Source organism: Meiothermus luteus (assembly GCF_003574085.1).
Lineage (GTDB): Bacteria > Deinococcota > Deinococci > Deinococcales > Thermaceae > Meiothermus > Meiothermus luteus.
Genome location: NZ_QWKZ01000030.1, coordinates 15,747 through 29,247 on the forward strand (window position 1 = coordinate 15,747; position 13,501 = coordinate 29,247).

At 64.1% G+C, this 13,501-nt stretch carries 13 protein-coding genes; 4 read left to right on the top strand and 9 right to left on the bottom strand.

Features of this window, described 5'->3' with window-relative positions; all coding sequences use genetic code 11:
* The 3 genes from plsX to trxA are packed head-to-tail and all read right to left on the bottom strand — an operon-like array spanning position 1 to position 2,623.
* Entirely contained in the window at positions 1 to 993 is a 993-nt protein-coding gene (plsX, locus tag Mlute_RS06155) for a phosphate acyltransferase PlsX (RefSeq protein ID WP_119359865.1), read from the bottom strand.
* Between the two features lie 17 nt (positions 994 to 1,010).
* Positions 1,011 to 2,237 (bottom strand): cytochrome P450, encoded by a 1,227-nt coding sequence (locus Mlute_RS06160; protein WP_119359866.1) that lies wholly within the window; start codon positions 2,235 to 2,237, stop codon positions 1,011 to 1,013.
* A 53-nt stretch (positions 2,238 to 2,290) separates the two neighbouring features.
* The gene (gene trxA, locus Mlute_RS06165) at positions 2,291 to 2,623 is read right to left on the bottom strand and encodes a thioredoxin (RefSeq protein ID WP_119359867.1); all 333 of its coding nucleotides are present in this window, start codon (positions 2,621 to 2,623) and stop codon (positions 2,291 to 2,293) included.
* Positions 2,624 to 2,712: 89 nt separating this feature from the next.
* Here trxA and Mlute_RS06170 point away from each other — a divergent pair, with 89 nt between their 5' ends.
* The gene (locus Mlute_RS06170; protein ID WP_119359868.1) at positions 2,713 to 3,042 is read left to right on the top strand and encodes a DUF309 domain-containing protein; all 330 of its coding nucleotides are present in this window, start codon (positions 2,713 to 2,715) and stop codon (positions 3,040 to 3,042) included.
* 5 nt (positions 3,043 to 3,047) lie between these two features.
* Here the strand turns inward: Mlute_RS06170 and Mlute_RS06175 are convergent, their stop codons facing one another.
* The 3 genes from Mlute_RS06175 to Mlute_RS06185 form a co-directional block, all read right to left on the bottom strand.
* Complete coding sequence (locus Mlute_RS06175) at positions 3,048 to 3,482, bottom strand: QcrA and Rieske domain-containing protein (RefSeq protein WP_119359869.1); 435 nt, start codon at positions 3,480 to 3,482, stop codon at positions 3,048 to 3,050.
* A 108-nt stretch (positions 3,483 to 3,590) separates the two neighbouring features.
* Entirely contained in the window at positions 3,591 to 5,096 is a 1,506-nt protein-coding gene (locus Mlute_RS06180; RefSeq protein ID WP_119359875.1) for an alkaline phosphatase, read from the bottom strand.
* Between the two features lie 60 nt (positions 5,097 to 5,156).
* Positions 5,157 to 6,023: a hypothetical protein gene (locus tag Mlute_RS06185; RefSeq protein WP_147371039.1), complete on the bottom strand. Its 867-nt coding sequence runs from the start codon at positions 6,021 to 6,023 to the stop codon at positions 5,157 to 5,159.
* 268 nt (positions 6,024 to 6,291) lie between these two features.
* Between Mlute_RS06185 and Mlute_RS06190 the strand changes: the two genes are divergently transcribed.
* A complete protein-coding gene (locus Mlute_RS06190) occupies positions 6,292 to 8,868 on the top strand; it encodes a BamA/OMP85 family outer membrane protein (protein WP_245958868.1) in 2,577 nt (858 codons plus the stop codon).
* On the opposite strand, the gene Mlute_RS06195 is transcribed toward Mlute_RS06190, so the two are convergent.
* Together Mlute_RS06195 and mqnB are read right to left on the bottom strand one after the other, a co-directional pair.
* On the bottom strand, positions 8,865 to 9,476 hold the full coding sequence (locus Mlute_RS06195; protein ID WP_119359872.1) for a cyclase family protein: 612 nt from the start codon (positions 9,474 to 9,476) through the stop codon (positions 8,865 to 8,867). The two genes, Mlute_RS06190 and Mlute_RS06195, sit on opposite strands and share 4 nt — an antisense overlap.
* The gene (mqnB, locus tag Mlute_RS06200; RefSeq protein ID WP_119359873.1) at positions 9,473 to 10,129 is read right to left on the bottom strand and encodes a futalosine hydrolase; all 657 of its coding nucleotides are present in this window, start codon (positions 10,127 to 10,129) and stop codon (positions 9,473 to 9,475) included. Before mqnB ends, Mlute_RS06195 begins: the two co-directional genes overlap by 4 nt.
* Before the next feature lie 417 nt (positions 10,130 to 10,546).
* Between mqnB and Mlute_RS06205 the strand changes: the two genes are divergently transcribed.
* Positions 10,547 to 11,407: an ABC transporter ATP-binding protein gene (locus tag Mlute_RS06205; protein WP_245958869.1), complete on the top strand. Its 861-nt coding sequence runs from the start codon at positions 10,547 to 10,549 to the stop codon at positions 11,405 to 11,407.
* Positions 11,408 to 11,477: 70 nt separating this feature from the next.
* Positions 11,478 to 12,152, top strand: a complete 675-nt coding sequence (locus tag Mlute_RS06210; protein ID WP_245958870.1) for an ABC transporter — start codon at positions 11,478 to 11,480, stop codon at positions 12,150 to 12,152.
* A 2-nt stretch (positions 12,153 to 12,154) separates the two neighbouring features.
* Here Mlute_RS06210 and Mlute_RS06215 read toward each other — a convergent pair.
* Positions 12,155 to 13,501, bottom strand: a 1,347-nt coding sequence (locus Mlute_RS06215; protein WP_119359876.1) for a dehydrogenase, incomplete at its 5' end; no start/stop codon positions are given.

The window sequence follows — 13,501 nt, forward strand, 5'->3', positions numbered from 1 at the left end:
TCAGCGCACCTCCTCCAACCGGGCAATGCCCTCCCGAACCCGCTCCACCAAACCCGCCTGAATGCTCGCCTCGGCTTTGCGCAAAGCGCTCAAAACCGCCCGCCCATCGGCTGAACCGTGCCCAATAAAAACCGCACCCTCCACCCCCAAGAGGGGCATGGCCCCATACTCAGCCGGGTCCATCCGCTCCCGCAAGCGCTGCAAAGCGGGGCGCACCAGCAAGGCCCCCAGCCGGGTTAGCCAGGGGCCTTCAGCCAGGGCCTGGCGTATCCACCCGAAGAGGGTGCGGGCCTCGCCCTCCGAGAGCTTGAGCACCACATTGCCGGTGTAGCCATCGGTGACCACAATATCGGTGGTGCCCTTGAAGATGTCCCGCCCCTCCACATTGCCATAGAAGTTGATTCCAGCGGCGCTTTTTAGCAGGGGAAAGGCGCGCAGGGTCAGGTCGTTGCCTTTCTCCTCTTCCTCTCCAATAGAGAGAAGCCCCACGCTGGGGTTCTCCACCCCTTGGGCCCTGGCATAGGCGGTGGCCATGGCCGCGAACTGCACCAGCCACTCAGGGCGACAGTCCACATTGGCCCCCCCGTCGGCCAGGTAGGTGCGGCCCCTCTCGCTGGGCAGCTCAATGAGCAGGGTGGGGCGGTCCACGCCGGGGATTCGCCCCAGGTTAAAGAGGGCCGAGGCCAGGGTGGCCCCAGTGTGCCCCATAGAGACCACCGCCGAGGCCTCACCCCTTCTGAGCAGCTCCATGCAAACGTTGATGGAAGCCCGGCGCTTCTTGCGCACATCGGTGGCGTGGTCCTGCATGGTGATGTGCTCCGGTGCTTCCACCACCGGCAGGTGCCCCCCTTGGGCCGCCAGCTCCCGCTGGAGCCTCTCAGTGGGCCCTACCAGGACCACCGGAATCCCCTGCTTTTGGGCCAACAGAGCGCCTTCCACGGTCACCTTGGGAGCGTGGTCCCCCCCCATCGCGTCTAGGGCAATCGGCTTCATAGGATACAGCCTAAACCCTACCAGGCCACCGGCATGGCCTTATGCCCTCGGATTACGAAGCCCCCCGTGTACTCCACCCGGTCGGTGGCCAGGTGGATGTTGGGAAGCCTTTTGAAGAGGATGCGGAAGGAGGTCTGCAGCTCGAGCCTGGCCAGGGGTGCACCTATGCAGTAGTGAATGCCCAGCCCAAAGGTCAGGTGCGGGTTCTCTGGGCGGGTTAGCCAGAGCTTGTCGGGGAGGGCAAATTTGCGGGGGTCGCGGTTGCCCGAGGCGTACATCAAGGCCACCTCCTGCCCCCGCTTGAGAGGAATCCCCTTGTACTCAAGGTCCTCCAGCACCCACCGCTCAAACATCGGCAAGGGGGTGTCGTAGCGGAGGAGCTCCTCCACCGCCAGCTTGAAGAACTCGAGCTGGCCCCTAGCCGCGGCCTCCTTGACCTGCTCCAAGGCCTCCGGGTTGCGGGAAAGGGCCAAAAACCCCGCGGTCGTGCCGTTGACGGTGGCCTCATGACCGGCGTTCAGCAGCAGGATACAGTTGGCCACCAGCTCATCCGGGGTAAGGCGGTCCCCTTGCTCCTCCACCTCCACCAAGGCCGATATCAGGTCGTCCTTGGGCCTCCTCCGCCGCTCCTCGGCCAAGGCCCGGATGTAAGCGGAGAACTCCACCACCGCCTGGTTGGCCTCGCGGGCCTGCTCCTCGGTGTAGCCCAACTCGTAGAGCTTCACAATCTTGGCCGACCAGGGGCGCAAGAGGTGCCGGTCCTCCTCCGGGACCCCTAAGAGCTCGGCGATCACCGTGACCGGGAGGGGTTCGGCGTAGTCCTTGAGCAGGTCCATCCGCCCTTGATCCTCGGCGCGGTCAATGAGGCCATGCACAAGACGCTCAATCCTCCCCCGCAGCCCCTCCACCCGGGCGGGGGTAAAAGCCTTCAACATGAGGCCCTTGAGCCGGGTGTGCTTGGGCGGCTCGTTGTCCAGCATGTGGTTTTCCTGGAAGTGGTCAAAGTCCTTGGTCAGGGGGTTGGGGGGAGGCCAGCCCAGCTCGTCTCGGGAGAGGATGTGGGTGATGGAACGCCCCAACCGCTTGTCCCGCAGCAGGGTGGCAATGTCTTCGTAGCGCAGAAAGAAAATCTTTTTCCAAACCGGGTCAAAGAAAACCGGCAGGCGCTCCCTAAGCTCGGCCAGCTTCGGGTAGGGGTCGTAGACGAAGGCTGGGTCGTTGATGTTGAGGTGATAGGTTTCCACGGAGAAGAGAATAACTCCTCACCCACAGCGGTGAGGAGAAGGCCGCGGTGAGGCTATGCGCTCACCGGAACGTGTTTGTTGAGCCGGGCCACAAAGTTGCTCTTAGGGGCCGCGCCCACCATAACCTCCACCGGCTGGCCGTCTTTGAAGAGAATGATGGTGGGGATGCTCATCACCCGGTACCTCATGGCCACCTGGGGGTTCTGGTCCACGTCCAGCTTGGCCACGGTCACCTTGCCCTCGTACTCCTTGGCCAGTTCTTCCATCACCGGGGCCACCATCCGGCAAGGACCGCACCACTCGGCCCAGAAGTCCACCAGCACGAACTGGTTCTCCTTGAGGACAGCGTCAAAATTGGCATCGGTCACTTCAATGGGTTTCGCCATGTCTGTTACCTCACCGGGCCCAAAGACCCACTAGGCTTCCACTTTAGCACCCGCAGCGGTATCTAAGGAAACCCGGTACACTTTTTATAGTGGAGCTGCTCGAAACCCCCGAGTACCAGGAGGCCATCGCCTTCTGGAAAGAAGGCCGCTTTTGGGAGGTACACGAGGCGCTAGAACCCCTCTGGCGCAGACTCAGCGGGCCGGAGCGGGAGCTGACCCAGGGAATCATTCTGCTGGCCGCCGCCCTGCACAAGGCCCGCACCCACCCCCAGGGAGGCTGGCGCAACTACCAGAAGGCCCTGGCCCACCTAGAGGCCCTGCCCAGCGTCTGGGCGGGGGTTCAGATTGGCCACCTGGTGGAAGAGGTACGGCGGGCCCTGCAGACCGGTCTAGCGTACCGGCCGCGGTTCCCTAGCTGAATGGGCTACCCCTCCAGCCAGGCCACTGCCCAGACCACCCCATCGCACAGCTCGAGCCGGATGGCCCGCAGGTCGGTAGGCGCAGGCCCTTGCAGCAGGCTGCCGTCGGGCCGGAAGCGGCTCCCATGGCAGCCGCACTCTATGAGACCCCGCTGGTCTGGAAGGGGCACCGTGCAGCCCGCATGGGGGCAGGTGCGGCTATAGGCCACCAGATAGACCCCCCCCAAGCGCTGCACCCGGGGGCTGGGCGCCTCCGGCGGGGCCACCCGCAGCAAAAAGGCCCGCTCCCCGGCAAAGCTGAACCCGGCCTCGGCCCCCACCTGGGCCAGCCGATCAAGCTCCACCACCCGCACCGGGCGCGGCTGGGCCCGGGCGGGCGCCCCCACCGCCAGACCGATGGCCCCGGCGAGCAAGGCCTTGTGCGCATCTCTCCGGTTCATTCCGGCCTCCTAAAAAGCGAGTGGGGGAGCCTCCCCCACCCCAAGTACGCTTACCCGTTTCCCCTTTGTCACCCCCACGAACCCTGCCCCAGACGAGGCGGAACCGGCTTAGGCCAGCACGTCCTCTGGGTGCAGGATGGGGACCTCGGCGCGGGACTTGAGCACCTCCAAGGCCTCCTGTTCGCTCATCACCGGGTTCTGGAAGCGGATGCCCAGGGCCCGGGTCATCAGGGTGAAGTTGTAGGTGTTGTCGATCAGGCCAATCCGGACCGCCCCCACCCCGCGCCCGTAGACCCCGAAGAGGGTGGGGCTGGCAGTGTGCTGGCCGGAGTTCCAGCCAATGTTGGGCAGGTCGGGCTTGCTGGCGTTGGTCTGGCGCATCACCCAGGAGAGGGTGTTGGCCGGCTGCACCCCGTAGCGCACCCCGTCGGGCAGATAGACCCGCTTGGTGATGGCATCGACCACCGCCTGGGCCTGCTCGGGCTTGAGGGCCACGCCCTTGACGCTACGGAAGAGCTCGGTCACCTGCTCGGGGCTAGGGTTGTTGCCGAGTCGGCCCAGCATGAACTCAAAGGTACCCTTCTGGGCCTCGAGCTGAAGCACCCCGGCGCTGCTCTCCCGGTAGGAAGACCCTGCACCGTAAAGCGCTGGGGCCCCACAAACGTGGTCCGAGCCGATGACGAGGAGGGTGTCGGGGTTCTGGTCCACAAAGTTCATCACCACCTCCAAAGCCTCGTCGGCGGCCAGGATTTCCCACAGGCTGCCCGCGGGGTCGTTGAGGTGGTTGGCGTGGTCGATGCGGGCCGCCTCCACCTGGAGCACAAAACCCTTGGTATGGGCCGCCAGCCGCGGCAGGGCGGCGCGGGTCATCTCGGCCAGGCTGGGCACGTTTACGCCTTGGAAACGACGGTCGGCCTCGTAGGGCACGTGGCTGCTGCTAAAAACACCCAGCAGCTTGGAGGCGTTGGAGGCCTGCAGCTCGGCCAGGGTCCTGACCACCCCATAGCCCTTGGCGGCGAACTCGGCGTACAAGTCCTTTTTATCGCGGCGCACCGCCGGGTCAAAGAAGCGCTGGCCGCCCCCCAGGTACACCTCGGCCCCGAACTCCAGGTACTGCTGAGCAATCTCCTCTTCGGCGTTGCGGTCGGGGTTGGAAACCAGGAAGGCTGCTGGGGTGGCGTGGGTCACGGTGGCGGTGGTCACCACCCCCACCGCCTTGCCCTGCTGCTTGGCCAGGGCGAAGATGGGGCTCAGTTTGCGCCCGTCAATGTGGATGGCCAGGCCCCCATTGACGGTCTTGACCCCGGTGCTCCAGGCATTGGCGGCCGCGCTGGACTCGGTGACGAAGCTGGTCAGGCTGTTGGTGTTCTGCAGGCCGCTCACCCCGGTAGCCAGGAAGCGCTCTAGGGCCAGCGGCCTGCCCAGCACCCGCCTCGAGTAAAACTGGGCGATGGCGTAGTCCTCCCAGCCCATCCCGTCGTAGGCGAAGAAGATCAGGTTGCGGGTCCGGACCAGGATGCCCGGCTGGTTGGCTTGGGCACTTTGGGCCTGGGCGGAGAGGGCAGCCAGGCTTCCAGCGGCCAGCCCGGCTTTGATGAGGTCTCTGCGTTTCATGTTTTTCACCTCCGAGTCCTATCTTCGGTGGTGCCTGTCAAGCCAGGGTCAGAAAACCCTTTAGGGCTCCAAAACATCCAGGAGGCCCACGCAGGCCTTGCTGTCCACCTCCCAGAAGGCCACCGAGCCCCCGAAGGGAAGCAGACGCTCCGGAAAAAGGGGGCCTTGTTCCCCAAACAGACAGAGGTGGCCGGGAAGATGGGCAAGGACGACCCCCTCTGAACAAGGGCGCAGGCAGAGGCGATGCAGGTGCGCGTCCAACGTGACCAAACCAAGGTCGGCCTCCTCCATCAGCAAAAAGCGCTTTCGGCGCCGCTCGGGGAGCGCGCCCAGATAGCAAAGGAAGGCCGAAGGCTCCGGAACCCCCTCAAATGCCATGAAGACCAGTTCCCCCAGGCGCTCCCCGTCATACCTCAGCCGAACCGGTAGCCCAAAGGGAATGCGGCCAGGAAGGGTTTGCCCCGCGGTGTCCTCGAGCGTAAGGGCCTCGGGTAGGGCCAGAACCCGCAGCCCCCCCTTGCTCAGCGCCAAGACCAGCCCCGTCAGCGCCGGCAGGTTGAGCCTGACCCCCAGGTCGAAGGGCTCCAACCCCCCCAGGTCAAAGCCGATGAGGTGCCCCTCCAGCAGGCACCAGGCCTTGCCCCAAAGGGCAGGGCTGGCCTGCCTCGGCCGAACGACCACCAGGTTGGTGAGCAGCCCGCCGGGGCCCCTAAGCCAGGCCACCTGCCCAAACGGCAGGGTGGCCCCCACCTCGAGCGCCCCCAAGGCCCAAAGCGAAAAGCCCTCTGGAATCTGTTGGAGCTGGGCCCCTTCTAGGGTGCCCAGCAGCAAGAGCCCCCGAAAGAGGGGCTGGTCCCAAAAAGCCCCTAGGTCAACAAGCTGCCCCTCACCGAGGCAAAGCGGCCGGGGCACCTGCAAAAGGGGCAAGCCCTCCTTCCTCCCGGCTGGGGGCGGGCTTTCTGGAGCAACCCAGCACCTCAGGCGGGCCAACCACCCCTGGGACCCCTGGCCATCAGGGCGACCTAGGCCCCCCTTAGCCCTGGGCAGGCCCGCCCATCCAGCCAGCCACTTCATAACCCCACCCTCTAGCATACGGCCCCGGCCACCTCTAGCCCGCAAGGCAACCAAGGAAGGCTTTGCGAAAGGTAAAATCCCTCTCACGCGCACTTCACCGGGCTCGCATATGGTTGGCAGCATGAGGCGATTCCTGCCCTTCGTGATTCTGCTGGGCCTGGCCTGCGCTGCTCCCCTCGAGGAGGTTGAGGTACGGGGCGCCGATGCGGTGCTCGCCGCCTTGGTACGCATCGCCCTACCCTTCGGGGTGGGCGACGAGCCTGGGGACCTCGAGCAGGCCCGGGCCGCAGTCCTTGACACCGGCTACTTCCGCGACGTGCGGCTGCGGCTGGAAGGCAGCAAGCTGGTGGTAGAGGTGCTCCCCAACCCCAACCTGACCAAAGTGAGCGTCACATCCCGGGCCTTCCCCGAAGCCGAGGTGCTGCGCTACCTAGAAACCGAGCACGCCATCGGGGTCGGCTCCGTTTTCAACCCCAAAAAGGCCACCGAGGCGGCCCAGGCCCTAGCCCGCATCTACCGCAACGAGGGCTTCCCCTTTGAGCCAAGGGTCACACCCGAGGCCAAAGACCTGGCCGAAGGGGTAGAGCTGACCTTCCGGGTGGAGGAGAACCCCGAACTCAAGGCCGTGGAGGTCGGGACGGCCACCTACGTGCCCAAAGAGCGACTGGAACCCCTTTTTCAAAACGTAATAGAGGACGGGCGCTTCTCCTTTGAGCGCTACCGCGAGGCGGTGGGAAGGACCGCCGAGGTCTATGCCGCCGCGGGGTTTCGCGGCAGCGGGGTGGACCTGGGGCGCACCGTCCTCTCAGAGGGGGTCCTGCGGGTGGCCTTCAACGAACTCAAGATCGCCGAGATCAACTCCCCGGGACTGGACATCAGCCCGCTGGGGCTCAAAGCGGGTGACCCCTTCAACCTGGACCGGATTCTAGACGGGGTCAACGCCCTCTCCCGCAGCCTAGGCCGGGTCATTGAGGTTCGCCCCGAGCGCGTTGCCCAAGACGGGGTGCGGCTCACCTTCCAGGTAGGGGAGCAGCGCTACGGGGCTATCCGAGAGGTGCGGCTCGAGGGCAACAGCGCCATCCCCACCGAGCGGTTGCTGGCCCGCATGCGCCTCAAGCCTGGGGACGAGTACAACCCCACCCTGGCCAATGAGGATTTCGCTCGGTTGCTGCGGGAGTACCGCGAGGCGGGGTACGAACTGGTAGCCCAGCCCGACTTCAGCTTCCGGGATGGGGTCTACACCCAACGGCTGCGCGAGCTGCGCATTGCGGGCTACCGGATTGATCCCCCCCTAACCCGCACTGACCCCAGCGTTTTCCTCCGGGAGCTGCCCCCAGTAGGCAGCCTTTTCTCGGTAAGTGCGCTGCGCCAAGGCATCACCAATGTTCTTCGCACCGGCCTTTTGCGCGAGCCCCCCACCGTGCGACCCCAGCAAGGAGAAAGGCCTGAGGATGTGATCGTGGTGCTGAGCCTGCGGGAGGCTCAAACCGGGAGCTTCGTTCCGGGCATTGCCTGGAGCAGCCTAACCGGCTGGGAGGGCAGCATCAGCATCAGCGACACCAACCTTTGGGGCCTGGCCCACCAGTACAGCATCACCCTGGGCGTCAACCCCAACGACGCGGGCCAGCTCCTCACCTTCAGCGCCTCGTACCGCATCCCCTGGATATACATTGACTTCGCCGACTTCAAGGAGGTGCGCACCTCCTTCAGCGTGAACCTCTACAGCCAACCCCAGGCCAACATCAACTTTCCTCTACAACAGCTCTACAACGGCACCCCTCCCGACCTCAACGGGGATGGTGTAATAGACAGCAACGACACCACTTCCCTCTGGCAGTACACCGAGCGCAAAACCGGCCTAAACTTCTCCATCTCCCGCCCCTTGAGCAAGGAATTCCCCAACCTCCGGATATCGGCAGGGCTGGGGTGGGAGTGGAGCATTCCCGTTTTGGAGGTCAACGACCCCAACCGCCCACGCTGCTTGGTGAAGGTCACCGCCAGCGGCAACACCGCCAACCCCAGCGTGGCCGAGGACACCGCCTGCAGCAACGCCCTTTTGCAGGATGCCATCAACCGCTTCGAGCAAAGCCTGCGGGAGTACCAAGCCATCACCCTGACCCTGGGGGCCACCTACAGCACCCTCAACGACGCCAACTTCCCCACCCGGGGTTTCTCCATCAACCTCAGCACCGGCTATGGCATCACCTTCCCCAAGGGCAGCGAGGCCACCCAGTTCGTGCCGGTGGTGGTCACCGCCCGGCAGTACTTCCCGCTTGATGAGACAGCCCGGCAGGCCCTGAGCCTGCGGCTTTCCTTTGGCACCATCTTTGGAACCGCCCAGGACAGCCAGAAATTCAGCCTGGGTGGCAACAGCACCGACATCTCCACCCTGCGCGGCTACGACCCCCGTTTCCTTGACAAGGGCACCACGGTACTAAACGGGAGCCTCGAGTACGGCTACAACTTTGGCCTCTCCCCCACCGGCGGCACTAACCTTTACGGCTTCATCTTTACCGACTTTGGCCGTCTGTGGCCGGCCACGGGCGATCTGGACGCTTTCTTCCTGGGAGCGGGGGTGGGCTTGCAGCTCAACCTAGACCTGCTGGGGGCCATTCTGCCCCCCATCCGGCTGGACTACGGCTTCAGCCAGCGCAACCCCACTGGCCGCTTCGCGCTGCGGCTCGGAATAGGCTTCTAGCGCAGAATAGCCCGCACCGGTGCGGCGTCGGCCCCCTCGAGCCGCATGGGCAGGGCAATTAGCTCATAACTGCCCGCCGGCACACCCTCTAGGGCCAGCCCCTCTAGGATGAAGACCCCGCCGCGGGCAAAGGCCCGGTGGGCGGGGAGGTCTTTGGAGGTCAGGGGGTCCACGCTGGGGCCGTCGGTGCCGTAGAGCCGTACCCCCTGCGCGGCCAGGTATAGCGCGGCCTCCGGCAGCACGTGCATAAAGTGGTGGGGAAAGGTATCCCAGCGGTTGGGCTCTCCGGTGTAGAAGAGGGTGCGCTCGGCCAGCTCCACGCCCTTTAGGAACTCCACCGACAGGGCTTTTTGCCCCCGGGCGTCCACCACCCGGCAGGGGCCTACCAGCACCGAGAGCGGCACGCTTTCCAGCTTTTCGCCCGCCTCCACGTAGTGCCAGGGCGCGTCCAGGTGGGTGCCCAGGTGGGTGGTGGTGGTGATTTTGCCCACGTTCACGCTGTCGCCCTGGGCAATCCGGGCGGTGAGCTCGTAGCTATAGGGGGTATCGCCGGGCCAGACCGGAACGCCGGGGTAGATGGGGCGGGTGATGTCAATCGGTTCGGTCATGGCCCAATGATACGCAGAACGTGGTGCTCGAGGCGCTCCACCGCCTGCCGGATGCGCCACTGGGCTTTGTCCCGCACCCCGGCGAGGTTGGAAACCGCCCGCAGCTCGGCCCCCCGGAGGCCCAGCCACAAGCAGGTCTGGGCAAAGGCCGCACCCTCCATGTTCTCGAGGTCGGCCTCCCACTTGCGCGAGAGCTGCCGGGCCTCGGTAGGGTTTTCCGAGACCATATCGCGGGTCAGGAAGGTTTTGATGGGCAGGCCGAGGGTTTTGCTTAGCTCCGCCGTAAACGCCCCATCTAGCGGGAAGCGGTTGTGGTACACGCCCCCCTCCAACGCCAGTGTGGGGAAGCCCAGGCCCTTCATTCCGCCGTCCCGAATGCCCAGGTCGGCCTGGATTTCCTTCCCGGCGAGGGCCGCGTCCCCCATCTCCAAGCCCGCATCGGGGTACATGCCGGCAATGCCAAACAACAACACCCGCTCCAGCTTGCGGCCTTTAGCAAAAGCGGCCAGGGTGGCGGCGATGTTGACCTTGCCAACCCCCGACTCGAGCCAGATCCACCCCTCCCCCCGCAGCCCGGCGCGGCCATGGAAGGTGAACCTGCGGCCTTTGAGGAAAGCGGCTTCAAACTGGGTGGGGCTGAGCAAGAGCATCATGCCAATCACCACTCTAGCCTGGAATGGTATAAAGGGCCATAAATAGACTAAGTGCAACAAGAGAGTATTGATTTTTTTCTAATAGTGTACTCTCCGCCTGAGGCGCCTCGGAAAGGAGGGATCACACGTTGCGGGAGTTTATTATTCGCCTGATTGCCGAAGTAATCTGCTTCGTTTCCAACGGCTGTTAAGCATTGAATAGGCACGCAATGGAACAATTTGGGGGGTTTGGATGATTACCAAGGAATACATCGTCGCTCTACTTGATCACATCTTTTGCGTGCTGGGATGGTGCTAGGGATATGCGCTAGGATTAGGACTAATCGCAGAGGCACGGGTTTTTCCCGTGCCTCCTGGATAATAAAGATGATACAAGTTGAATCTGTCGAAAAAGCCTACACCTCTAGAAAAAACACCGTGCGGGTTCTAGAGAGGGTTTCCCTCGAGGTGCGGCCCGGCGAGGTATGCGCGCTGCTGGGGCGCAACGGTAGCGGCAAAACCACCACTATTCGCATTATCTGCGGCTTGGTGCTTCCGGATGCAGGGCGGGTTAGCATCAACGGGTACACCCTGGGCGAGCCTGAGTACATGGCCCAGTTCGGGGCGCTGATAGACACCAACCGAGGCCTGTATCCGCGGCTTTCGCCCCTGGAAAACCTGCAGTACACCTGCATGGTGCGCGGGATGTCGCGCCAGGCTGCAGTCGAGCGGGCAAAACACTTGCTCGAGGAGCTGGGCCTTTGGGACAAGCGAAACGCCCCCACCCAGACCCTCTCCAAAGGGATGCTCTCTAAGCTGGCCTTTGCCAACGCCATCGCGCACGACCCTCCGTTTGTGCTGCTGGACGAGCCCACGCTGGGGCTGGACATTGACGCGGCGGAGGCGCTGGAGGCGCAAATCCGGCAGATGGCCCAAAGCGGCAAGGGCATTCTGCTCACCACCCACCAGATGGAGGTGGCCGAGAGGCTGGCCTCCCGGGTGGCTATCCTAAGCAAGGGGCGCATCGCTGTAGATCGGCCCAAAAGTGAGCTCATGGCGATGTTCGCCCGGCAAACGTACCGGGTGGTGCTGGCAGAGCCGCTTCTAGAGGACATTCTGCCTATGGCGCACAGTTTGGACGAGACCCGAACCGTCCTAGAGGTTAGCCTAGAGCATCCCCGGCAAATCTATGAGCTAATGGACAAGCTGCGCCCCGCCCCTATCAAGCACATCGAAAGGCTCGAGGCCGACCTGGGCGAAATATTCAAAACCCTCACCAAGGAGCCGCATCATGTCTAGACTCCGCCACCTTCTTTGGGCCGAACTCATTCGAAGCTGGCTCGAGCAGGTTCGCTACCCGCTGTAGTTTGTGTTGAGCCTGGTTCTAATCGGGTTCATCTTCTACCTTCTGGTGGGTTTCGCCAGGGCAGCAGGCGCTCTAGATGCCAGTGGAGTGCAAACCGCAAAACTCCTGGTGGGTTACCTATTGGGCCTGCTGGCCGTGGGCATCATCAGCGGGCCGGCCATGCAGGTCAGCCGAGAGGCTCGGTCGGGCACGCTGGAAAACATGGTGCTCTCGGGCCAGGGCCTGACGGCTTTTTTTGTGGTGCAGGTGCTGGCCCGACTGTGGCTCAGTCTGCTTCAGTTTGGTCTTCTTTTTGCTGTCTTAGGCACCATTTTTGGGGCCAACTTCGTGTTTAGCTGGCAGCTTCTGCCGGCCCTCTTTTTGTTCTCGCTCACCTCGCTGGGCCTCGGTCTGATGGCCGGCGCGGTTATCCTCCTGTTCAAAGAAGTGAGCCAAATTTTCACCCTGGTGCAGTTGCTGGTTTTTCCTGCGGTAATCGTTGAACTGCCCCAACTACAGTGGTTTCCCCTGACCCTGGGCGCTGGCGTCTTCCGAAAGCTCATCCTAGGGGGCAGCGCAGCCCCGCTGGAATGGGCCATCTTGCTCCTAGGTACGGTAGTGGTGTATAGCCTAGGGGTTTACCTGTTCCAAAGCGCAGACCTACTGGCCCGCAAGAAAGGTCTGCTGGGCCACGAGTAGGATTAGTCCACCACCCGGAACCCCAGCGCCTCGGCCCGCTCGACGAAGAACTGGATGTTTTCGCTCTTGGTCTCGCCCCCCAGGCTCTTGCGCTCGTAGGCCCCCTCGGCAGCCAGAATCATGGTCTCGGCCAGGCAGGCCGGTACGGCTCCCTCGCCGAAGTGCAGGTCGAGGTTGCCGGTCATATTGCCAGGAGGCCGCACCACCCCGCCCGGAATCACCCGTACCCCCGGCAGCTTTTTCACCGACTCGTCTACATCGGGCGGTACACCCTCGTCGTAGATCCAGGCACCAGGCTTGACGTGCTCGGGGAAGATGACCGGCCGGGGGTCGGAAGTGGCGCTAAAGATCAGGTCGGCCTCGCGGATGGCGGCTATCTCCAGGGTGGTCACGATGTCGGGCACCGGCTGTCCCTTCCGCTCCAAGTTTTGCCTGAGGGTCGCGGCGCTCTTTTCCAGGCGCTCGAGGTTCCGCCCCACTAGAATCAGCCGGCCCACCAGCGGCGCAATCTGCCGGGCGATGCCAAAGGCCACCACCCCGTTGGCCCCCACCACCGCGGCGGTGGCCTCCCTCAGGCTTCGCCCGCTGGACTCAAAGTGGGCCAGGATGCCAGGGATGGCCGCCTTGACGGTGCCGGCGGTGTAGGCCCCGCCGTTGGTGACCTCAATCTCGGGCACCGCCTCCTGCACCAGCCGGCCCTTCTCGCCCACCACGCTCCAGAAAGCCCCCAGGCCCACCACCGTGCAGCCCAGCTCCCGCGCCAGCCGGGCCCCCTGGATGGCCCGCAGAGTGGCGAGCTCGGGTTTGCTGGTAATCTGGTGAGGCAGAAGCGGGGCGGAAATCAAATAGCAGCGAATCTCCCGACCGTCCACGGTCCTCACCCCGCGCAGCTCCCCCACCTTCATAGGCCGGAAAAGCTCCGAAAGACGCTCTACCCAGGCCCTTGGAACAATCCCCCGCGTAATCAGGGACCTAGCCCAGCGAAAGCGAGGGCTTTGAAAGAAGTCCTCCACCGTCAGGGGGTGAATCATAAAAGCGCAGACCACCTGCTTCCGCGAAGGCAGGGGAGGAGGCTCACCCAGGCGAGGCTCAATGCCCTCGAGCATCCGCGCGATGTTCTCCTTGTGGCGCCACAAGGCCACCGCCAAAAGCCCCCAAGCAGCAAACCTGGCCCAGGCCTCCACGGGTAGAACCACGGTGAGAATCGCCAAACCCAAAGGCAGGGCCAAGACCGCCAGCGAAACGTAGCGGGTTAGAAGGGCCAGCGCCCCCAGCAGAAGAACCGCCAGTGTGTGGAGGTAAGGCAGGCCGCTTATGTGCAGCCCTAGAACCGCTCCTAAAAGCACCCC